Annotated in this window: 19 protein-coding genes; 9 read left to right on the forward strand and 10 right to left on the reverse strand. The window is 72.8% G+C overall.

Features of this window, described 5'->3' with window-relative positions; all coding sequences use genetic code 11:
* Positions 1-253: 253 nt before the first annotated feature.
* The 7 genes from ACFC0Z_RS12215 (at position 254) to ACFC0Z_RS12245 (ending at position 6,888) form a co-directional block, all read left to right on the forward strand.
* On the forward strand, positions 254-694 hold the full coding sequence (locus ACFC0Z_RS12215; protein WP_376435735.1) for a hypothetical protein: 441 nt from the start codon (positions 254-256) through the stop codon (positions 692-694).
* Positions 691-1,143 (forward strand): helix-turn-helix transcriptional regulator, encoded by a 453-nt coding sequence (locus ACFC0Z_RS12220; RefSeq protein WP_360809009.1) that lies wholly within the window; start codon positions 691-693, stop codon positions 1,141-1,143. The genes ACFC0Z_RS12215 and ACFC0Z_RS12220 overlap by 4 nt, the downstream gene beginning before the upstream one ends.
* On the forward strand, positions 1,140-1,685 hold the full coding sequence (locus ACFC0Z_RS12225; protein WP_360809007.1) for an HNH endonuclease: 546 nt from the start codon (positions 1,140-1,142) through the stop codon (positions 1,683-1,685). The genes ACFC0Z_RS12220 and ACFC0Z_RS12225 overlap by 4 nt, the downstream gene beginning before the upstream one ends.
* Positions 1,682-3,346, forward strand: a complete 1,665-nt coding sequence (locus ACFC0Z_RS12230) for an ATP-binding protein (RefSeq protein ID WP_376435739.1) — start codon at positions 1,682-1,684, stop codon at positions 3,344-3,346. The genes ACFC0Z_RS12225 and ACFC0Z_RS12230 overlap by 4 nt, the downstream gene beginning before the upstream one ends.
* Before the next feature lie 241 nt (positions 3,347-3,587).
* Positions 3,588-3,812, forward strand: a complete 225-nt coding sequence (locus tag ACFC0Z_RS12235) for a helix-turn-helix transcriptional regulator (protein WP_376435742.1) — start codon at positions 3,588-3,590, stop codon at positions 3,810-3,812.
* Between the two features lie 573 nt (positions 3,813-4,385).
* Positions 4,386-5,624 carry a tyrosine-type recombinase/integrase gene (locus tag ACFC0Z_RS12240; RefSeq protein WP_376435745.1) on the forward strand — a complete coding sequence of 413 codons (1,239 nt, stop codon included), beginning with the start codon at positions 4,386-4,388 and terminating at the stop codon, positions 5,622-5,624.
* A 730-nt stretch (positions 5,625-6,354) separates the two neighbouring features.
* Positions 6,355-6,888 (forward strand): DUF6584 family protein, encoded by a 534-nt coding sequence (locus ACFC0Z_RS12245; protein WP_376435748.1) that lies wholly within the window; start codon positions 6,355-6,357, stop codon positions 6,886-6,888.
* On the opposite strand, the gene ACFC0Z_RS12250 is transcribed toward ACFC0Z_RS12245, so the two are convergent.
* The 3 genes from ACFC0Z_RS12250 to ACFC0Z_RS12260 form a co-directional block, all read right to left on the reverse strand.
* Positions 6,869-8,341 carry an NlpC/P60 family protein gene (locus ACFC0Z_RS12250; protein WP_376435751.1) on the reverse strand — a complete coding sequence of 491 codons (1,473 nt, stop codon included), beginning with the start codon at positions 8,339-8,341 and terminating at the stop codon, positions 6,869-6,871. The two genes, ACFC0Z_RS12245 and ACFC0Z_RS12250, sit on opposite strands and share 20 nt — an antisense overlap.
* 80 nt (positions 8,342-8,421) lie before the next feature.
* Entirely contained in the window at positions 8,422-8,712 is a 291-nt protein-coding gene (locus ACFC0Z_RS12255) for a hypothetical protein (protein WP_376435754.1), read from the reverse strand.
* 27 nt (positions 8,713-8,739) lie between these two features.
* Positions 8,740-9,462 (reverse strand): TetR/AcrR family transcriptional regulator, encoded by a 723-nt coding sequence (locus ACFC0Z_RS12260; protein ID WP_376435757.1) that lies wholly within the window; start codon positions 9,460-9,462, stop codon positions 8,740-8,742.
* A gap of 119 nt (positions 9,463-9,581) precedes the next feature.
* Between ACFC0Z_RS12260 and ACFC0Z_RS12265 the strand changes: the two genes are divergently transcribed.
* Positions 9,582-10,685: a ferritin-like domain-containing protein gene (locus tag ACFC0Z_RS12265; RefSeq protein WP_376435760.1), complete on the forward strand. Its 1,104-nt coding sequence runs from the start codon at positions 9,582-9,584 to the stop codon at positions 10,683-10,685.
* A gap of 10 nt (positions 10,686-10,695) precedes the next feature.
* Here ACFC0Z_RS12265 and ACFC0Z_RS12270 read toward each other — a convergent pair whose 3' ends face one another.
* From ACFC0Z_RS12270 to ligD, 7 genes are all read right to left on the reverse strand, one after another.
* Positions 10,696-12,171 (reverse strand): penicillin-binding transpeptidase domain-containing protein, encoded by a 1,476-nt coding sequence (locus tag ACFC0Z_RS12270; protein WP_376435763.1) that lies wholly within the window; start codon positions 12,169-12,171, stop codon positions 10,696-10,698.
* 100 nt (positions 12,172-12,271) lie between these two features.
* A complete protein-coding gene (locus ACFC0Z_RS12275; protein WP_376435766.1) occupies positions 12,272-13,660 on the reverse strand; it encodes an FtsW/RodA/SpoVE family cell cycle protein in 1,389 nt (462 codons plus the stop codon).
* 112 nt (positions 13,661-13,772) lie between these two features.
* Entirely contained in the window at positions 13,773-15,044 is a 1,272-nt protein-coding gene (locus ACFC0Z_RS12280; RefSeq protein ID WP_376435769.1) for an ATP-binding protein, read from the reverse strand.
* Positions 15,041-15,829, reverse strand: a complete 789-nt coding sequence (locus tag ACFC0Z_RS12285) for a hypothetical protein (RefSeq protein ID WP_376435772.1) — start codon at positions 15,827-15,829, stop codon at positions 15,041-15,043. The genes ACFC0Z_RS12280 and ACFC0Z_RS12285 overlap by 4 nt, the downstream gene beginning before the upstream one ends.
* Positions 15,830-15,944: 115 nt before the next feature.
* Complete coding sequence (locus ACFC0Z_RS12290) at positions 15,945-18,230, reverse strand: PBS lyase (RefSeq protein WP_376435775.1); 2,286 nt, start codon at positions 18,228-18,230, stop codon at positions 15,945-15,947.
* Between the two features lie 201 nt (positions 18,231-18,431).
* Positions 18,432-19,463, reverse strand: a complete 1,032-nt coding sequence (locus ACFC0Z_RS12295) for a DNA ligase (protein ID WP_376435778.1) — start codon at positions 19,461-19,463, stop codon at positions 18,432-18,434.
* Positions 19,464-19,558: 95 nt separating this feature from the next.
* The gene (gene ligD, locus ACFC0Z_RS12300; RefSeq protein ID WP_376435781.1) at positions 19,559-20,467 is read right to left on the reverse strand and encodes a non-homologous end-joining DNA ligase; all 909 of its coding nucleotides are present in this window, start codon (positions 20,465-20,467) and stop codon (positions 19,559-19,561) included.
* A 67-nt stretch (positions 20,468-20,534) separates the two neighbouring features.
* Between ligD and ACFC0Z_RS12305 the strand changes: the two genes are divergently transcribed.
* The gene (locus tag ACFC0Z_RS12305) at positions 20,535-21,521 is read left to right on the forward strand and encodes a Ku protein (RefSeq protein ID WP_376435784.1); all 987 of its coding nucleotides are present in this window, start codon (positions 20,535-20,537) and stop codon (positions 21,519-21,521) included.
* The last annotated feature ends 88 nt before the right edge of the window (positions 21,522-21,609 follow it).

Below are 21,609 nucleotides of genomic sequence, written 5' to 3' on the forward strand. Positions count from 1 at the left end.
TGCCCTAGGGAACCTTAGGGATGTGCCTGCCGGTCGGATCGATCGGAACGGGTACGGCTCCCTGCATGGGGGCTGAGGCATGGAAACGTCCTGGTCAGTGGCCTAGGACGAAACAGGGAGCGGCTCCCTACCGCCAAGCAGATAGCCGCTCCCCGACCCACGAAGGGGTACTCCCATGATGCCTGGATCGAACGAGACCGCGTTACTGGTTCGGCCTTCTGTGGCCGTTGTGGAGCTGACCGGGGATGAGCGCGTGGTGGCGCTGTACGTCTCGGACATGCCCGACCGGTTCCGCGCCAGCTCCGTGGACAAGTCGCAGGTGGCCGCCTGGATCGTGCAGGGCGCCGAGCGCATCGGCCTGGAGGAGCTGCGCCGTGAGGCGGCGTTCTTCTACGGGCACCGGCTGCTGGAAATGAGCCGCGTCGTGCCGGTGGACGTGCAGGCCCGGCACGAGCAGCGATTCCCGAAGGCTCGCCGCCTGGAGAAGGCGGAGTCGCTGGCCGCCGCCACGAAGATGCCGACCTGGATGCCGATGACGCCGCAGGCCATGGCCCGGAACTCGGCCGCCGAGGTCGAGGGCGGGTGCCCGTGCCGGGGTACCCGGTCCATCAAGCTCGGCCGCGCGTTCTCCCTGATCTGCCCGGTCCACGGCCGTGCCACCGCACACCAGAACCGTGCGGGGGTGGCGCTGTGACGATCGCGCCCGAGTCCCCCATGAACCTCCCCGCCCCGATGCCGGCCGAGGGGAACCTGCGGCTGGCGGCGGCCATCGTCGAGGCCGATCTGACCTACGCCGAACTCGCCGAGCAGCTCCAGGTGGACCCGAAGACCGTGGAGCGGTGGGTGAACGAGCCCGGACGCCGCCCCTACGCCCGTCACGCCCACGCCGTCGCCCGCGTCCTGGGGACGACGGTGTGGGACCTGTGGCCCGCCATGCGGCCGAAGGAGCTGTCCCTGCAGGCGCCGTCCGTGGTGCCGGTGCCGCCAGTCCTGCTGACGGCCGCCCGGGACGCGCTGAGCCGGGTCGAGAACCTCGACCTCGGCACGGCGAGCCCGACCGCCATGGCCATGCACCTGGGCTCCCTGTCCGCCGCGCTGCGGACCGTGCTCGACCTGGTCGACGTCTCCGGGGTGACTGGGTGAGCCTGCACGCCTCTCCACGGCTCAACGCCGCCCGTCGTCGCAGCCGCAAGGCTCAGCTCGCGGCCCGCGACGGCTGGCGGTGCGCCTACTGTCGGCACCGCTTCCGCGACCTGCGCGACGCGACCATGGACCACGTCGTCCCCTACTCGATCTACCGGACGTGGTCCGCGAATGCCCTCGTGCTCGCCTGCCATCCCTGCAACCACGCCAAGGCCGACCGGCTGTTCCTCTCGCTCGCCCTGTTGCTGGTGTGGTCGACCGACCCGGCGTTCACGGGTGTTCAGCCGACTGGCGACCCGACCGACCCGACGTCCCCCGCGCCCGACTCGGAGTCGAGCCGGTTCGGCCCGGACCAGGTCGACTGGCTGATGCTCGCACGGATCGTTCACGCCTGTTCATCGGCCGCGCGGTCTACCCCTGACCAGGCAAAGCATCGCGAACCGGCCGAGCGTCGCGTGCGGGTCGGTCGACTCGACCACGGGCGGCGTACGGCCCGGATGAACACCTGTGAGCAGTCGACCGATCGAGGGGTGAGCGCGTGAACAGCACCACCAAGCCGGTGAACGGAACCGCCCGACCGACCGGCCCCGACCGGTCGACCGACCCGGCGCCCGTGAACACCGGACAGTCGGCCGTGAACACCGGACGGGCGTCCGTGAACAAGCGCCCGCCGGCCGACGACGGGGGCAAGAAGCCATCGGCCGCCGTGCGGCTGGTCGCCCTCGCCCGGGAGCGGTACCGGTTCGTCGTGTCGACCGACGGCCGCCCCTACGCGGTCGCGATCGACGGCCCGAACATCGCCCTGCCCCTGCGCGGCCGGTCCGGCGTCCGCCAGCGGCTCGCCCGCCTGTACGCGGAGACGTTCGACGGGGACGTGGCCTCGCAGTCCGCGCTCGCGGACGCCATGACCGTGCTGGAGGGGATCGCGGAGTCGGACGACCCGGTGCAGGTGCACCTGCGGGTCGGGCATGACGACGCGGGGACGATCGTGGTCGACCTCGGCACCGCCGACGGCCGCGCCGTGACCGTGTCGGCCGGCGGCTGGCACGTCGTGGAGCGTTCCCCGGTCCTGTTCCGCCGGTCCGGGGCCATGGCGCCGATGCCCGCGCCGGTCCTGCTCGGGGACGGGCTGTCGATGCTCCACAGCCTGCTGAACATGGACGAGTCCGCGTTCCGGCAGCTCGTGGTGTGGCTGGTTGCCGCGTGGATGCCGTCCATCCCCCACCCCGTCCTGACGTTCAAGGGCGAGCAGGGCACGGGGAAGTCGGCCGCCGCGCAGATGATGGTCAACCTGGTCGATCCCTCCCCGGCCGCGAAGCGCTCCCAGCCGAGGGATCACAAGGCGTGGGCGACGCAGGCGTTCAGTTCGTGGGCGCTGTGCCTGGACAACATCTCCACGCTGCCTCAGTGGCTCTCCGACACCCTGTGCAAGGCCGTGACCGGGGACGGGATCGTGGACCGTGCCCTCTACACCGACGACGACGTCGTGGTCCTCTCCTTCCGCCGGGTCCTGGCGATGACGACGATCGACGCCGGAGCCCTCGCGGGGGACCTGGCCGAGCGGCTGCTCATGCTGGAGCTCCAGATGATCGAGCCGGAGCAGCGCCGCACCGAGGAGGAGTTGGCGACGGCGTTCGAGACGATCCGGCCGGCCGTCCTCGGCTCGCTCTTCGACCTCCTCGCCACCGTCCTCGCCGTCCTGCCCGACGTGAAGCTGGCCTCCATGCCCCGCATGGCCGACTTCGCCCGGATCCTCGCAGCGGTCGACCAGGTGATGGAGTGGACGACCCTGGACGACTACCTTGCCGCGTCCGCGAACGTCGCCGGAGACGCCCTGGAGGGCGACCCGTTCGGCTCCGCGCTCGCGGCCCTGGTCGAGGAGTGCGGGACCTGGACCGGCACGGCCGCCATGCTCCTGGAGCACGTCCAGCCGCCTGGCGGCATTCGGCCGCCGTCCTGGCCCAAGGACGCCACTCGCGCCGGAGGGAAGGTGAAGCGCCTCGCCCCTCTCCTGCGGTCGATCGGGATCACGGTGGACGACACGCAACGTAGCCGGGACCGGCACCGCCACAAGCTCCTCGTGCTCGCCCGGGCCGACCTCTCCGACGAGGCAGCGTCCGCAGCGTCCGCACCCCCGACCGGCCCTCTCTGGCCCGACGTGCCCCCAATCGGACAGGGCCACAGGGTCCCTGACCAGTACTGACGCCGCCGGACCGGGCCGCACACCAGCGGCCCGGACACGGCCGGAGCTGCGGACGCTACAGCCGTCCAGCGCCCGCAGCGTCCACACCAGCGTCCGCACCCCTCACCGCCTCTGACCTGCACGAACGAAGGCGTGCGGACGCTGGGGCGCTGCGGACGCTGAAATGCACCACATCTCTAGGACGGCGACCGGCACCACTCCCACCCCGCCCCGCGACGGACACGAGGAGTCACCCCACCCCATGGTCAGCAAGCCGATCGAGACCCTCCGCGCCGGACTCCCGGACCGCTACTTCACCCCCGAGGACATCGCCGCGATGTTCTGCGTCCCCATCGAGACCGTCTATCACTGGCGCAAGCAGCGCACCGGCCCGCCCGGCTTCCGCGTCGGCCGCCACGTCCGCTACGACCCCGCCGCCGTCCGCACCTGGGTCCAGCACCAGGAAGCCGCCGACACCGCCGCCTGACTCTGCCGGCCGAGCGGGAGGTAGGGCCCCCTCCCGCTACCCGTCACGGCGTCACACCCCCGTCACACCCCACCGTCACACCCCCTGCCGAGACCGCTCGGGTAGAGGGAGCCCTTTACCCCGGTAGAGGGGGCGGCAAAGGCCACTGACCTGCGAGGTAAGGCAGGTATAGGGGGAGGCGTCACGGCCGTCACGGACCCCCGTCACACCCGTGACGCCACCCGTGACGCGGGTGTGACTCCGTCCGTCACGGCCGTCCGCTCGGGGCCGCTCGTGTGGCTGTCGCCCGGGATTCGAACCCGGGGTTCCGCAGCCGGGCGAACCGGCGTACGGAGTCCTCGGCCGCTAGACGACGACAACCGCGCGCAGCCTACCCAGTCAGGGAGGCAGGGAGAACTCCCTGACCGCCTCCCTGAACCGCCTCCCTGCCGGTGACCTGCTCAAACCCTCCGCCAGGGAGGCAGGGAGGCACCCTCCTCGACCACCCCGAACCCCTCCACAACCACTTCCACGGCACCCCCATGCCTCCCTCCCTGAGGGCAGGCACACCACCACCGAGAGGAAACAGCCCACATGGCTGGCCACGTCCAGGACCGCTGGTACAAGACCGAGATCGACGACGACGGGAACGAGCGCCGCACCAAGACCGATCGGTATGGCACCGGCCTCCGCTACCGCGCCCGCTACATCGGCCCCGACGGCACCGAGAAGTCGAAGTCGTTCCCGGACCGCAAGAAGCGCCTCGCCGAGGAGTGGCTCACCCTGATCGAGGCGGACATGTCCCGGGGGCAGTACGTGGACCCGAGGGCGGCCAAGACCACGTTCCAGCAGTTCACCGAGAAGTGGCTCAAGTCCCACGGCGTGGACCCGAGGACGCTCGAATCCATGACGTCGCAGCTCAAGCTCCACGCGTTCCCTCACATCGGCTCGCGGCCTCTCGGTTCGTTCCAGCCGAGTCACATCCGGGAGTGGGTGGCGGTACTCGAATCGACCGTGACGGGGTCGTACGGGCGGGCCATCTACGCGAACGTGCGGGCCGCGTTCAGTGCGGCCGTGGACGACGGCCACCTGAGCCGGAACCCCTTCTCCGCAGGTTCCGTTCGGCCGCCGGCCATCGACGCGAAGCGCGTCCTTCCCTGGACGGCCGAGAGGGTGTTCGCGGTCAGGCAGGCCATGCCTGAGCGGTACCGCGCCATGGTCGACTTGGGCGCTGGGTGCGGACTGCGACAGGGGGAGATCCTGGGCGTAGCCGTGGATGCGATCGACTTCGAGGCCGAGACACTGCACATCGGGCAGCAGCTCAAGCTCAGCAGGAGCAAGCCGGTATTCGCCCTCCCCAAGGGCGGGAAGGTTCGCGATGTGCCGCTGCCCGGACCCGTCGCCGATGTCCTGCGGGCCCACATGAAGCAGCACCCGCCGGTGGAGATCACCCTCCCTTGGAGGACGACTGACGGACCGAAGGTGACCAGGCGCCTCATCTTCCTGGCCCCGGGCGGCAACCACGTCTGGCGTACGTCGCTGAACGAGGAGGCGTGGAAGCCTGCTCTTGTCACGGCTGGCGTCATCGCCCCGCCGGAGACCAAAGAGGACCGGCACGCCGCTGCCCGCGAGCATGGGATGCACGCGCTGAGGCACTTCTGCGCCTCCGCCCTCCTGGACGGAGGGGAGAACATCAAGGCCGTCAGTGAGTACCTTGGGCACAGCAACGCGGCCCTGACGCTCCGGATCTACGCCCACCTCATGCCGAGCAGTCAGGAGCGCACCCGGAGCGCCATCGCGAGCGTCTACGAATCGGCCGCCTTCGAGGTGTGACGACCTCGTGTCGTCCCGCCCAAGTGCCCCCAGCCTCTCGTGTGCTTGATGAGGAGCGGCTGGGGAAGCGGCACTCCGGTTCGCTGCTGCCGGTAGGTCGTGACTACCCGGCACCACCCTGCTTCCACTGCAGGTACAGGGTGGCCAGGGCTATCAGGAGGCTGATCACGGCTGCTCCAGCCCCGATCCAATCGGGGCGCGTCCAGGGAGGAGGCGTGCGGATTCTCATGGGTGTACTATTCTTCCCGGTGCACTCTCCTGTGCATCGGGTTGGCTCTTTCATGTGAACCTCCTGGTGAGCGTGAAGAGTTAGCTGAAGAGTCCGTGCGCACTCGGCCAAGAGTGGAGCGCAGCGGGCTCTTTTCGCATGCCTAAAGGCGAACCCTAGTGCAGGTCGGCCCAATCGCTCTCGGTTGAACCGAAGTTGAGTTGGCGGTCCAAAGCAGGGTGTGGAGGCGCCATCGCGAGCGTCTACGAAGCGGCCCGGTTCCAGCTCCGACGGCCCACAGGCGGCCCACGGCCCCGCTCGGGCGCCCCAGTTGACGGAAACCTGCTGGTAGAGCCCGTGCAGGGCCGATCGGTGTTTTCTCCGACCCGGAGAAGACGGCGGCGTACCTCGCGGAGGTCGCGGGCGCCGGTGCCGATGCCGGTACCAGCGCCGGTGCCGTGCCGGAGGCCCCCGCTCCGTAAAAGAATCGATTCAGCGCCAGGAGTGTTCGAGAATCCCCGCATGTCCCTCTCGAACACCCTGGCCCTCGTCGACGCCGACCTCGCCGCCGGACGCGTCCCCATGGCGCGCCAGCGGCTGCGCGGTCTCGTCTCGTCCTTTCCCTGGGACCTGACCCTCCGTCGCCGTCTCGCCGAGGTCTACCGGCTGTACGGGGACCCGGCCGAGGCGGGCCGCTGGATGTACCTCGAAGAGGACCGGGACGCCGACGAGACGGCCGCCTTCGAGGCGCGGTACAAGACCGCCGGCCGGCGGATGAAGGCCCTCGCGTGGCACGGCCCCGAGGCGCTCGCGGCCACCGCCTTCGCCCAGGAGCGGCTGGCGGCCCTGCGCGCGGCCCGTGCGGCGGAGACGGGCCGGCCGGTCGACTGGGACGAGCCCCTCTCGTACGAGGAGGACGTCGACCCGTACGAGGACGACGAGCCGATGAAGCTCCGCGACAAGCTCGCGGGCCTCGGCTGCTTCCTCGCCGCCCTCGTGGGCGGTGGCGCCTTCGTCTACGTCTGGGTGCTCGGCCTCATCTCCCTGTGGGACTGACGTCGTACCCCTCGTCCCCGCCCTCCCGCGCCCCCGTCGGAAGCTCCGGCGGCGCGTACGTCTTCAGGGCCGTCGCGCCCGGGTCGGGGCGGACCGCGCCGATCAGCGGGTTGGCGGCGATGGGGGAGACCTTCACCTTCCCGCCGGGGCGCGGCGCCTGCACCACCAGGCCCTCGCCGAGGTAGAGGGCGACGTGCGTGGCGCCCTCGAAGTACACGACCAGGTCGCCGGGGCGCAGCTCCGCGAGCGGCACGCGGGGGAGGGTCGCCCACTGCTCCTGGCTCGTGCGCGGGATGTCCCGGCCCGCCGCCGCCCAGGCTCGCTGGGTCAGCCCCGAGCAGTCGTACGACTCCGGGCCCTCGGCCCCCCACTCGTACGGTTTGCCGATCTGCCCCACGGCGAAGCGCAGCGCGTCGGATCCGGCCCGGGACGGGGTGCGGCGGCCGTCGAGGACTCCGGTGTCGAGGAGTTCGCGCTGCGCGCCCGCCGTCTGGGTCCGTTCGAGCTCGGTGAGCCGGGTCAGCTGGTCGGCGGAGAGGGAGGCGAGCAGCTTCTCGACCTCGCGGAGCTTCGCCGTCACCTCGTCGCGCCGCACCCGCTGGGCCGCGGCGAGGGTCTGCTGCCGGTCGAGGGCCTTGCGTGACGCGCTCGCGAGCGCGTCGGCCTTCCGCTCGGCCGAGGTGAGCCGCTCGACCGTGCCGGCCCGGTCGCGGGCGGCGCGGGAGAGCAGCCGCCCCTGGTCGAGGGCGGTCTGCGGGTCGTCCGCGAAGAGCACCTGGAGGTACGCCGAGAAGTCCGACCGGCCCTGGTACTGCTCCCGCGCGAGCCGCCCGGCCTCGGCCCGGCCCTTGGCCAGCTCGGTACGGGCGGTGGTGAGCTGCGCCGTCACCTTCCGGGTGTCGGCGGCCTGGGCGGTACGGGCCTCCTCGGCGGCGTTGAACCGCTCGGTGGCCTCCTCGGCCTGCTGGTAGAGCGTGCGCAGCCGGGTGAGGAGGGCGGCGACGGAGTCCCCGCCGGGGGGCGGGAGCGCGGAGGCGTCGTCGAGGGGCGGGGCATCGGCGTCGGCGGCGACCGGGCCGACGGGCTCCACCGGGTCCACGGGCTCCGCCGGCTCCGCCGCCGGTCCCACCGTCGGTTCGACCGGCCCCACCGGATCCACCGGCCCTTCCGCCGGTTCGACCGCTTCCGCCGGTCCCACCGTCGGTTCGACCGGATCCACCGGTCCCACCGTCGGTTCGACCGGATCCACCGGCCCCACCGTCGGCTCGACCGGATCCACCGGCCCCACCGGCTCCTCCGTCGGGTCCGCCCACGCGATCGGGGCCTCGGCCGGAGGGTCCGGGGCGACCGGCGGGTCCGTCGGTCCCGCTCCCGCCGCCGGGACCACCCCCGCCAGGGCGGTCACCGCCGCCAGCGCCCCCGTGCAGACCGTACGCAGCAGCCTTCGTGACACGTCACCACCTCCCTTTCCCTGGGGATGATGGCGTGTCATTTCATCCGATTACCTCACGCATCGGACGAAGTGCGGCGTGCTCACTCTTTCGGCCCAGGCTCGCGCGGGCCCGGCTTCGACCACGGCCACTTCAGCTCCCGCCGCTCGCGGCCGTCGGGGGCGTACTCGTACACCCAGCCCGTCTGGAGCCCGAGCCGCTTCGTGTGCCCCGCGGGCTCGCGCCGGTACGCGTACACGGTCGGCGGCCGGCCGTCGTGGGCCGGGACCGGGACCTCGTACCACTTCGGCGGGTGGCCGGTCGGGCCCAGGAGGATCGGCAGGACCCGGCCGTCGAGCGGGCCGCCGCGGAAGGGGGTGTTCTGGCTCTTCACCGCTCCAGTTTCTCCCGGCCGGAGCGGTCACAGCAGGTGGGCCGCCTCGCCGACGATCGGTGTCACCTTGCGCGCGAGCCGCGCCACCGGCCCGTCGGCCGTCTCCTGGGCCAGCATCCGCTTCACGACCCCCGCCGTCTCCTCGTCGCCCGCCGCCGTCGCCGCGAGCAGCGCGACCAGGTGGTCCACGAGCCAGTCCCGCAGCTCCTCCGCCGGGGGCTGCTTTCCCGCGTCGAGCCAGATCAGCGAGGCCGCCTCCACCGCCGCGATCCACGTCCTGACGAGGAGGGAGAGCCGCAGCCCCGGCTGCTCGACCCCCAGGTGGAAGTGGATCTGTTCGGCGCCGGTCCGGCGCACCTCGTCCACGATCGCGCTCGTCCGGGACGTCTCGGCCACGCTCCCGCCCCGCAGCAGCGCGCTGAACCCGGCGTCGTGCCCGTCGACGAAGGCGAGGTACCGGTCGAGGACCCGCCCGAGCCGCTCGGTCGGTGCCCCGGCCGGCGGCTCGGTGAAGCAGCGGTTGAGCGCGTCGGCGGAGGAGCGGAGGGCCGCCTCGTACAGCTGCTGCTTGCCGCCGGGGAAGTACCGGTAGACGAGCGGGCGCGAGACGCCGGCGGCCTCGGCGACGTCGTCGAGCGAGACGTCCTCGGGCGGCCGGTGGGCGAAGAGCTCCTGGGCGGAGTCGAGCAGTTGCTCGCGCCGCTCCTCGACACTCAGCCGGCGGTACGCGGGTGTGGCGGCGCTCGTCATGTGCCGACCCTAAAGGGTGGGCGACTCCCGTACGACTTGTTGACGATCCGTCTACCAACGTGTGAGCCTGCGGGAAGCGGACGGTAGGCAGGACCGGAAGGAAACGGAAGGAGTCGTCGGTGCCGACGAACGACCTGTACGTGAACGCCCCCGCACAGCCCGTCTGGGAGGTGCCCGCCACTGGCCGGGCACGCTTCTCCTGGGAGTACGACGACGGACGCGAGCGCCTCCTCGCCCTCTACCAGAAGGGCAAGGACAAGCAGTGGGACGGCGCGACCCGCGTCGACTGGTCCCTCGACGTCGACCCGCACGACCCGCTCGGCACGCCCGACGAGGTCCTCACCCTCCACGGCACCCGCCACTGGGCGAAGCTCACCGAGAAGGACAAGGGCGAGCTGCGACAGCACTACGCGGCCTGGAACTTCAGCCAGTTCCTCCACGGCGAGCAGGGCGCGATGGTCTGCGCCGCCCGCATCGTCGAGTCCGTCCCCGACCTGGACGCGAAGTTCTACTCCGCCACCCAGACCATGGACGAGGCCCGGCACGCGGAGATCTTCGGCCGCTTCCTGCACGAGAAGGTCGGGATGCTCTACCCGGTCAACGACGACCTCCGGAGCCTCCTCGGCGACACCCTCCACGACTCGCGCTGGGACATGCCCTACCTCGGCATGCAGGTCCTCATCGAGGGGCTCGCCCTCGCCGCCTTCGGGATGATCCGCGACACCACCGACAAGCCGCTGCCGAAGCAGATCCTCGCGTACGTGATGCAGGACGAGGCCCGGCACGTGGCCTTCGGCCGGATGGCCCTGCGCGACTACTACAAGCAGCTCACGGACGCGGAGCTCCGCGAGCGCGAGGAGTTCGTCATCGAGGGCTGCTACCTCATGCGCGACCGGCTGCGGGGCGTCGAGGTCCTGGAGAACTTCGGCATCGCGCGGAAGGAGGCCGAGGAGCTCAGCGAGCGCAGCGAGTTCCTGCACCTCTTCCGGAAGCTGCTGTTCAGCCGGATCGTGCCCTGTGTGAAGGACATCGGCCTGTGGGGCGAGCGGCTCCAGAAGGCGTACCTCGACATGGGCGTCTTCGACCTCGGCGACTCGAACCTCGACCTGCTGATGACCCAGGACGAGGAGATCGCGGAGGCCCTGGACCGGGAGCGGTTCGCGGCGGAGGAGCGGGAGCGGGTGGCGGAGGTGGAGCGCACGATCGAGGAGGGGAGCGCCTGACCTCCCTGGCCTACCTCCGGGCCTCCGCCTCCAGCCTGAGGGCCTCCCGCATCACGTCCCGGGCGATCGGCGCCGCGCTGCCGCCGCCGCTGATGTCCGTACGGGAGGCCTCCGCGTCCTCGACGACGACGGCGACGGCCACGGCCGGCTGGGCGGAGTCCTCGGCCTGCGCCCAGGCGATGAACCAGGCGTACGGGGTCCCCGTGTTGCCGAAGCCGTGCTGGGCGGTGCCGGTCTTGCCGCCGACGCGGGCGCCGGGGATCGCCGCGTTGGTGCCCGTGCCCTCCTCGACGGCCTTGACCATGAGCCGCTGGAGCTGGAGGGCGGTGGCCGGGTTCATGGCCTGGCGGTAGCTGCGGCGGGGGGTGCGGTCGACGGTGGTGCCGCCGGAGGTGGTGGTGCGGTCGACGAGGTACGGGCGGGCGATCTCGCCGTGGTTGGCGACGGCCGCCGCGACCAGGGCCATCTGGAGCGGGGTCGCCGTCGTGTCGAACTGGCCGATGGACGACAGGGCGAGCTGGTCGGGGCTCATGTCCTCGTCGAAGTTGGACTTGGCGACCCAGGAGGGCACGCGGAGGCCGGTGTCGTTGAATCCGAAGGCCTCCGCCGCGTCGACCATGCCGGTGAGCCCGACCTCCACCCCGAGCCCGGCCATCACCGTGTTGCAGGACCACTGGATGGCGTACGAGAGGGAGGCGTCCGCGCAGCCCTTGGCCTCGTTCGGCAGGACCTGGCGGGTGCCGGGCAGGACGAAGGGGTCGGGGGTGTCGGTCGGCGCGTCGACGTCCCGGACGACTCCGGCGTCCAGGGCGGCCGCCGCCGTCACGATCTTGAAGGTGGAGCCGGGCGGGTACGTCTGCCGGAGCGCGCGGTTCAGCATCGGCTGGTTGGGCGAGGTGGTGAGCCGCGTCCAGGCGTCCTTGACCGTCTTCCCGGTGCCGGAGAGGACCCCGGGGTCGTACGAGGGCGAGCTCACGAGCGCCAGGATCCGGCCGCTCGACGGCTCGACCGCGACGACGGCACCGCGCTTGCCGTCGAGGCCGCGGTAGGCGGCCTCCTGCATGGTCGCGCGGACGGTGGTGAGGACGTCGCCGCCGGGCTGGCGGCCCCGGGTGAGGTCGTTCCAGAGGGGGAGGGGCGCGAGCATCGGGTCGGTGCCGGAGAGGACGGCGTCCTCGGCGTTCTCGACGAGCGTGGTGCCGTACGTCTGGGAGGCGTAGCCGGTGACGGGCGCGTACAACGGGCCCTGCCGGTAGCTGCGTTCCCAGCGCAGCTGCTGACCGCTGTCGCGCGATCCGGTCACGGGCTTGCCGTCGACGACGATCTCGCCGCGCGGCTCGGCGTACCGCTCGATGGCGATCCGCCGGTTGGCGGGGTTGTCGTCGAGGTCCTCGGCCTCGAAGACCATGACCCGGGCGGCGTTGACGAGCAGGGCCACGAGCAGCACGAGACAGAGCGCGGCGGCCCGCCGGATGTACCGGATCACGCGACGCCTCCCGGGGTAGGGATCAGGCAAGGGCCCGCACAGCCGGAACCTTTCACCGCGCCTCCCACCGCGCCTCCCACCGCACCTCTCACCGCGCCCCTCACCTCGCCTCCGCCTCCCCGCCCACCCGCGCCAGCGTCCCCGTGTCCGCCGTGTCCGGCTGCGGCGCCCGCGCCGAGTCGCTGACCCGGATGAGGAGCGCCACGATCACCCAGTTCGTGACGACCGACGAGCCGCCCTGCGCGAGGAACGGCATCGCCATGCCCGTCAACGGGATCAGCCCCATCACCCCGCCGGCGATCACGAACACCTGGAGCGCCACGATCGACGCGAGCCCGATCGCGAGCAGCCGCCCGAAGGGGTCGCGCAGCGAGAGGCCGGCGCGGTAGCCGCGGGCGACGAGGAGCGCGTACAGCAGGAAGACCGCGGTGAGACCGACGAGTCCGAGCTCCTCGCCGACGGTGGCGAGGATGAAGTCGGACTTCACGGCGAAGCCGATGAGGATGGAGTGCCCGAGCCCGAGCCCCGTGCCGAGCATCCCGCCGGCCGCGAACGCGAACAGCGACTGGGCGAGCTGCCCGGGGCCGTCCCCGGCGCGGATGGAGGCGAAGGGGTCGAGCCAGTCGGCGACGCGGCTGTGCACGTGCGGTTCGAGCGAGCCGACGAGGAAGGCCCCGGCGGAGGCCAGGACGAGCCCGACGGCGATCCAGCCGGTGCGGCCGGTCGCCACGTACAGCATGATCACGAACAGCCCGAAGAAGAGCAGCGAGGTGCCGAGGTCGCGTTCGACGACGAGGACGCCGACGCTGAGCAGCCAGATCGCGACGATCGGCCCGAGCACCCGCCCGGTGGGGAACTGGAACTTCCAGATCCGGCGGCCGGTGTGGGCGAGGGCGTTGCGGTTGGCGGCGAGGTACGCGGCGAAGAAGACCGCGAGCAGGATCTTGGCGAACTCGCCGGGCTGGAAGGAGAGCCCGCCGATCCGGATCCAGATCTTGGCGCCGTTCACGGCGGGGAAGAAGATCGGCAGGATCATCAGGGCGAGCGCGGCGGCGACGGAGACGTACGCGTACTGCTGGAGCGTGCGGTGGTCGCGCAGGAGCAGCACCACCACGATGAAGAGCGCGACGCCGAGCGTCGACCAGACGAGCTGGGTGGTCGCCGCCTGGTCCTTCGGGGTCTCCAGGTCGAGCCGGTAGATGAGCACCAGGCCGAGGCCGTTGAGCAGGACCGCGATCGGCAGGAGCAGCGGATCGGCGTACGGGGCGCGGAAGCGGACGGCCAGGTGGGCGACGAGGGCGAGGAGCCCGAGCCCGGCGCCGTAGCGGGCGGCGTCCGGGGGGACGGCGCCGCTGCGGGCGAGACCGACGGCGGCGTAGCCGGACACGGAGATGAGGACGGCGCCGACGAGGAGCGAGAGTTCCACGCCGCGACGCCTGGGGACGCGTACCCCGGGCGGGGGAGCGTCCGTGCGCGGTGTGGTGGCCATGGTGCGCAACGTAGCAAGCGGTATGCCGTATGTCCCTTTTGTGTGACGGTGTGCCGTCGGCTCTCGGGGTGCGGCACTCAGGTCACGGCTCCCGGGGCCCAGCTCCCTCCTCTCAGCTCTCCGGGGGCGGCTCTTCGAGCGCGGGCAGCCGCAGGACGGCGGAGGCGCCACCGCCCTCCGCGGCGGTGAACTCCAGCCGGGCGCCGATGACCTCGGCCTGCCCGACGGCGATCGTCAGCCCGAGCCCGTGCCCCTTGCCGCCGCTCTCGGTGCGGAACCGCTGCGGCCCCGACTCCAGGAGGTACGGGGGATAGCCGGGCCCGTGGTCCCGTACGGTCACGACCGGCCCGTCGACCGTCACCACGACCGGCGGGGCGCCGTGCTTGTGCGCGTTGGCGACGAGGTTGCCGAGGACCCGCTCCAGGCGCCGCCGGTCCGTCTCGACGGTGGTGTCCCGGACGATCCGCACCTCGGTCTCCGTCCCGGAGGCCCGCACCACGCGCGCGGCGAGCGGGCCGAGCTCGTGCTCGGCGAGGTCGACGGTCTCGTTGCGGGCGTCGAGCCGCGAGATCTCCAGGAGGTCCTCGGTGAGGTCGCGCATCGCCCGCACCCGGTCCTGGACCAGCTCGGACGGCCGTCCGTCCGGCAGCAGTTCGGCGGCGGCCGAGAGCCCGGTGAGCGGGGTGCGCAGCTCGTGGGCGACGTCGGCGGTGAAGCGCTGCTCGGACTGGAGCTTGCGCTGGAGCGAGGAGGCCATGGTGTCGAGGGCGCCGGAGACGGTGGCGACCTCGTCCTGGTGGCGGGAGGGGTCCGCGGTACGGGGATCGTCGACGCGCGCGTCGAGGTCGCCGGCGCTGATCCGGCGGGCCACCTGGGCGGTCAGGTGGAGGCGGCGGGTGACGCGGGTGACGGCGAAGACGCCGACGAGGAGGGTGACGCCGATCGCGAGGGCGGAGGAGCCGAGGATCGACCGGTCGAGGGCCTCGATCGTGGCGGCGCTCTGCGTGTAGTCGACCCGGACGGCGAGGGCGCGGCCGTCGGCGGGGCCGGCCGCCCACATGGTGGGCCGCCCCTCGTGGTCGGTGACGACGGTCCCGTGCTCGCCCTTGACGGCGAGGGCCCGCAGGGACGCGGGGAGGCCGCGCGGGTCGATCCCGGCGAACGGGGGGAGCGGCTCGCCGTCGACGTACAGCCGGCTGACGTCGGTGAGCCGGGTGAGGGCCTTCTCGCGGGCGTCCTGGACGGTCTTCGCGGTGACGGAGACGTGGACGAGGATGCCGAGGAGCGCGGCGAGGGCGCAGCACATGACGGCGATGAAGACGGCGGCCTTCCAGGTGAGGGTCGCCGTCCAGGCGGGCAGCCGGGGCGGTCGGGGCGGCCTCACGGCGCGGTCTCGGTAGGGGCGGCGGAGGCCGAGGGGGCGACGAGCGCCGGCTCCGAGGGTGACGGGCTGACGAGGACGGGCGCGGGCACGGTGGAGGCGCCCGCGCCCGGCGGCTTCACCCGGACGATCTCGTCGCTCGCGGGGAGCATGCTGTGCTGCGTCTCGTCCCAGGACCACGCGGTGCGGTACTCGTACCCGGGGATGCCGGCGGAGCTGACCCGCATGATCAGGTCCCGGCCGGCCAGCTCGACGCTGACGACCTGGTCGACGGTGGACATGATCCGGGTGAGCCCGCCGTTCTCGGCGAGGTAGACGCGGACGCCGACCTGCTGGTCGGGCATGCGGATGCCGACGATGAGCTCGTCGCGGCCGTTGCCGGTGAGGTCGCGGTAGTACGGCCGCATGACCGGGCAGGCGGCGGGCTTGGTGCCGCAGGCCTCGATCGCGCGGACGGTCTCGTCGTACAGCCCGTCCCCGCCGGAGTACGTGCCCGGGCGCGCCCGCACCTCGGCCTGGACCACGGCGATGGGGGTGACGCGGCGGACGTCGCTGTCGGGGACCTCCACGCCGGGGACGCGCTCGGTGTCGGACTCGCCGTAGTCGATCGGCGGATCGGTGACGGGCGGCAGCTCCGGCCACAGGCGTACGGGCCCGACGGCCGTCGGTGTCGCCCCGGCGCTCCGCAGGCCGCCCTCGCCGCTGCCGCACCCGGCGACGAGCGTCGCGCAGGCCGCGGCGAACACCGCCCCGCGGACGACTCCGCGCCGCACCCGCTGCGCTCTCACCCGGCTCCTCGAAGGACGACGACGTTGACCGTATGAACCCTATTCAACGGGACGCCCTATTTGTCCACCCGGCGGGGAGGCCGACGGGAAGCCTGAGGGGAAGACCGACGGGGCTCTACGGCCGCTCCATCCGGGCGAGCGCGGCCCGGCACAGCGTGAGGAGCTTCTCGTCCTGGTGGATGTCGTGGCTGCCGGAACCGCCCTCGCGGGCGTTGTGACGGCGTCTTCGGGTCAGCTCGGTCAGGATCACGAGCCGCGCGTCCGCCGCGGCCGGGCCCATCTCCGCCAGGCACTCCGCGATGTCCACGCGCGCGTGGCCGTTCTCCTCCCAGGCCGCGAGCAGGATGGGGACGGTGAACGCGGTGTCGCCCGTGATCCGCCAGAGGGCGGTGGCGCAGCGGACCCGCACCCAGAGGTCCTGGGAGGCGAGGCCGGGCCGCAGCGCGGGCGCCGCGGCCGCGGCGGCGGGGCCGACGGCGCCCAGGGCGAGGGCGGCGGAACACCACTCGGGCCCGGACGCGTCCGGCCGCAGCCACCGCTCAAGCGCGGGCAGCACGTCCGTGACGTCGCCCTCGGCGGCCCACAGCGCCCGCGCGGCGGCCGCGGAGACCTGGGCGCTCCCGTCCCCGAGCAGGGCGCGCAGCTCGGGCGCGGCCTCCCGGGCCGCGGGCCCGAAGGCCGCGAGGGTACGCAGGGCCGCCTCCCGCACCCAGTCGCGCCGGTGCTCGGGCGCACCGCGCAGCACCCGCAGCACCTCGGGCAGCGCCTGCTTGCCGCGCACGGCCGCGAGCCCGAAGAGCAGCGGCTGCGCCCGGTCGTACAGCCGCTCGTCCAGCTCGACCGCCCCGAGCCGCTCGCGCAGCAGCGGCGCGAGCCCCGAGGCGGCGGGCCCGAGCCCGTCCAGGGCGTAGAACAGCTCCCGCCGCACCTCGTGCCCCTCGGCCAGCAGCCGGGCGAGCGGCGGCACGGCCCGCGCGTCCCCGGCCCGGGCCAGGGCGAGCAGCGCGGTCTCCCGCCACGACCGCCCCACGGGCCCGGCGAGGGGCCCGAGGCCGCAGGCGGGTGCGGCGGAGCCGTGGCCGGCAGAGCCGGCGGAGGGGGTGACGGCCGGGGTGCCGGGGGCGGCCGGGGTCACCGACCCGGGGGCGGCCGGGGCCGCCGGGGTCACCGACTCGGGGTCGCCCGCGCCCGCCGGGTCCGCAGGCGTCGTGGCCCAGCCCGCCATCTCCTCCGCCACCCGCTCCGCCAGCGCGTCCGTCGCCGGGGCGGTCAGGTCGAAGAGGCGCTCCAGGAAGGAGGCGGCGGCCTCGCGGAGGCGCGGGTCCGGGGTGTGCAGCTGGTCGCCGATGTGCCGGACGACCTCCTCGTACCGCCCCCGCCAGACCCGTATCAGCCCACCGCACAGCCAGATCGCGTCCGAACGCTGCCAGGGGTCGGGGCTGCGCAGCTGCGCGAGGATCAGCTCGATCCGCTCGTCTACGCGGTCGTCGAGCGCGCAGTGGAGCGTACGGAGCAGCTCCTCGGCCCACGGCGCGGGCCGTCCCGCCATGTGCTCGCCCAGCAGCTCCCGTACCTGCCCGATGAACGTCTGCGAGCCGCCCTCCCCGTCATCCCACGCCCGCCCGTCGCCGTCGCCGTCCCCGTCCTCACCCGCGGCCTCCCGGATGTCCTCGAGGAGTTCCGTCACCCGCCCCACGACGTCGTCCGGGATCGAGGCAGGCGCGCAGCGCGCCAGCTGGGCGAGGGCCGCGAGCCGTACCCCCGGGTCCTGGGCCGCGCGGGCCAGCCAGCCCAGCCACGCGACGGTCTCGGCGCGCAGCGACGCGTGCCGCAGGGCGATCCGGCCGACGGAGGACACGAGGGTGAGCCGCACCTCGGTGTCCCGTTCGACGGTGAGCCGCTCTCTCAGGAGGGTCAGGACACGCGCGGGCTCGGGGTGCAGCGAGGCGAGCGCGCAGGGCGCGGCGAGCCGCACCTCGGTGTCGGCGTCCCCGACGAGCCCGAGGAAGACGTCGGCGCCGGCGGCGATGGCGGCCGAGGCCATCGCGTAGTTGGCGGCCGGGATGAAGTCCTCGTCGTCCGGGTCGAGTCCGTCCAGCTCGTCCAGTTCGTCGTCGTCGTCCAGCTCGATCCCGCCGATGCTGGTGAGCAGCTCGACGATCCCGCCCCGGTCCTGGACCGCCGGGTCCGCGACGAGTTCGAGGAGGAAGGGGATGCAGGCGAGCGTCGAGTCGTAGACGTCCCCCTGGTGGTGCACGGCGCCGTACATGCCGTCGAGGGCCGACTCCCGCTCCGCGGGATCGGCGGAGGCGAGTCCGCGGAGCAGCGCCGGCACGTCGTCCGCGGGGCCGTACGCATGCCCCAGCGAGGCCCAGTCGACCTCCTCGATCCCCGTCAGCATTGCCAGGCCGCCTTCCCCGCGAGCAGTACCGAGCAGTCAGTGTGCACCACGTCACGGACAACAACCCCTGGCCGACGGCACAGGCCCGCGCGAGGGCCCGGGGTTGCGCTCTCTTTGCGCCATGTGCGGCGCGGAGCAGGGCGGTTGCTCTCGGTACTTGTTCGGGGCAAGGTCGCTGAAGGCGCCGCTCCGCGTCCCGGGTCAGCCGTCCGAGCGCACCCGGACGAATCCCACGTGGTCGTGCCGCCCGGCGACCTGCCGGAGCTCGACCGGAACGGGAGATTCCAGCCAGTGCGCCCCGGGAAACTCCACCGCTTCCCCGGCTGCCCCCGCCCCCTCTCGACCCCCCTCCCGATCTCCGTCCCGGTCCTCCTTCCGACCTCCGCCCCGGCCCTCCTCCCGGCCCTCCTCCCGGTCCTCTTCCCGGCCCCCCTCTCGACCCTCCTCCGCGAGCCCGCCCGGAGCGCCCCGGTCGCCCTCCACGAGCCCTCCGACCAGCTCCCCGACCTCCCGAGCCTGCACCGCGGTAAGCCGCGGCGAGGTGGCCACCGTGCGGCCGTCCGCGAGCCGGACGACGAGGGCGCGAGGCCGCTCGACCGGCCCGATCAGCCCCAGGAGCAGGCCGTCGCTCGTGTCGGTGTGCCGGATCTTGCGCCAGGCCCAGGTGGACCCCGCCCGGTAGGCCGAGTCCAGGGACTTCGCGACGATGCCCTCGACGCCGGCGTCCCGCAGGTCGCGGAACCAGCCCCGCGCGGTCTCCTCGTCGAGGGTGGCGAGGACGCGCTGGAGGGGCGGATCGACGTCCCGCAGGACGGCCCCGAGCAGCTCCCACCGCTCGCGCAGCGGCAGCCCGCGCACGTCGCGCCCGGGCACGGCGAGGAGGTCGAAGGCGATGTACGAGACGGGCACCCCGGCCCGTACCCGCTCGGCGTGCGAACGCAGCAGGTCGGTGAAGCTGAGCCGCCCGTCGCGGTAGGCGCACAGCTCGCCGTCGAGCACGGTTCCGGGCGGCAGCCGCTCCGTGAGCGGCCCGGCGATCTCGGGGAACTCAGGGGCGAGGTCCCGGCGCGAACGGGACTGGAGGACGACCTTCCCGCCGTCGAGGACGAAGGCGAGGGCGCGGAAGCCGTCGAGCTTGAGCGAGTACTGCAGCTCAAGGGCCGGGGTGTCGCCCTGCGCGGGGATCTCGTCGACGGAACGGGGCCGCATGACGTCGACGGGCGGCGTGAGCACGACACCCCTGGCACCCCTGGCACCCCTGCCATCCATGGCCCCCCTGGCACCCCTGGCCCCCCTGGCACCCATGCCACCCATGGCACTCCTCGCACTCATGGCGCTCCTGGCACGTTTCCGGCCCGACCGGTGTCGAAAAGGGGCTCCAGGAGCTCCCCGTACCGCTCCAGACGTGGCGCGATGTCGCCCATGGAAAACACGAGCGCGCCGGAATCCGGTAGCGGTGTCTCCGCGCACTCCGCGACCTCCTCCCACGTGACGGGGGTGGAGGCGGTCGGCAGGGTGCGGGCCCGCAGGGTGTACGGCGTGGCGGTGGTCTTGGCGGCGGCGTTCTGGCTGTGGTCGACGAAGACCTTCCCGGGCCGGAGAGCCTTCGCCATCCGGTGCACGACGAGCCGCGGAAGCTCCGCCTCCGCCGCGACGGCGAGCTGTTTCGCGTACGCCGAGACGTGCGCGGACGGGGTGGGGGCGATCGGTACGAGGAGGTGGAGCCCCTTCGCCCCGGAGGTCTTGGCGAAGGCTTCGAGACCGTCGGCGGCGAGCCGTTCGCGCAGGTGGAGGGCGACCCGGCAGCACTCGACGACGGTCGCGGGCGCCCCCGGGTCGAGATCGAGCACGAGCCGGTCGGCGACGCCGGGGGAGGAGGCCCGCCACTGGGGGGTGTGGAACTCGACGACGAGGTTCGCGGCCCAGACCAGCGCGGCGAGGCCGTCGACGACGACCTGCCGGGCGCGGGGTGCGTCGGAGCGGGGCACGGGGGCGGTCGTCACCCAGGCGGGTGTGCCGGGCGGCGGGTTCTTGGTGAAGAACAGCTGCCCGCCGGGCCCGTCGGGATAGCGCAGGAAGGAGACGGGCCGATCGCGCAGATGCGGCAGGATCACGGGCCCGACGGTCGCGTAGTAGTGCAGCAGCTCGCCCTTGGTCGTCCCGGTGGCCGGGTGGAGCACCTTGTCGAGGTTGCTGAGCGTGAGGCGCCGTCCCTCCACCTCCGTGATGGGCGTCATACGATGAGAATCCCACGTTTACGGGATAAGTCTCCGTATCTCCGTATCTCCGCATAAGGAGCGAAGCGTGAGATCCATCTGGAACGGCGCCATTTCCTTCGGCCTGGTCAGCATCCCGATCAAGCTGGTGAACGCCACCGAGAGCCGGTCCGTCTCGTTCCGCCAGATCCACCTCAAGGACGGCGGCCGGGTCCGCTACAAGAAGGTGTGCGAGCTCGACGGCGAGGAGGTCTCGACGGCGGAGATCGGCAAGGCGTACGAGGAGGCCGACGGGGTCATGATCCCGATCACCGACCAGGACCTGGCCGCGCTGCCGCTCCCGACGGCGAAGACGATCGAGATCGTGGCGTTCGTCCCGGCGGGGGAGATCGACCCGCTCCAGATGGAGACCGCGTACTACCTCTCGGCGAACGGGGTGCCGGCCGCGAAGCCGTACACACTGCTGCGCGAGGCGCTCAAGCGGAGCGACAAGGTGGCGGTCGCGAAGTTCGCGCTGCGGGGCCGGGAACGGCTCGGCATGCTGCGGGTGGTGGACGACGTGATCGCGATGCACGGGCTGCTGTGGCCGGACGAGATCAGGGCGCCTGAAGGGGTGGCCCCACAGACGGCGGTGACGGTGCGGGAGGCCGAACTCGACCTGGCGGACGCGCTGATGGCGACGCTCGGCGAGGTCGACATCAGCAGCCTGCACGACGACTACCGCGAGGCCGTGGAGGAGATGATCGCGGCGAAGGCGGAGGGCGGCGCGGCGGTGGCGCCGCCGGAGCCGGGTGAGGACGGGGGCGGGGGTCAGGTCATCGACCTGATGGCGGCGCTGGAGAGCAGTGTGCGGGCGGCGAAGGAGGCGCGGGGGGAGGTGGCGGAGGTGACGGAGCTGAAGCCGAGGGCGGCGGCGAAGAAGGCGGCGGCGAAGAAGGCGACGGCGGCCAAGAAGCCGACGAAATCGGCGAGTTCGGCGAGTTCGGCGAAGCGGACCGCAAAATCGACGGCCGCCAAGCCGGAGTCGGCGAAGAAGCCCCCGGCGAAACGGACACCGCGCAAACGCTCGGCTTGACCGGCAAAACCCCCTATAGACGACGAAGGCCCCCGGACCGCAGTCCGGGGGCCTTCGCGTTGCACGCCCCGTTCGCCCCGAAAAGTCC

This window comes from Streptomyces sp. NPDC056144 (assembly GCF_042264145.1).
In the GTDB taxonomy this organism is placed as follows: domain Bacteria; phylum Actinomycetota; class Actinomycetes; order Streptomycetales; family Streptomycetaceae; genus Streptomyces.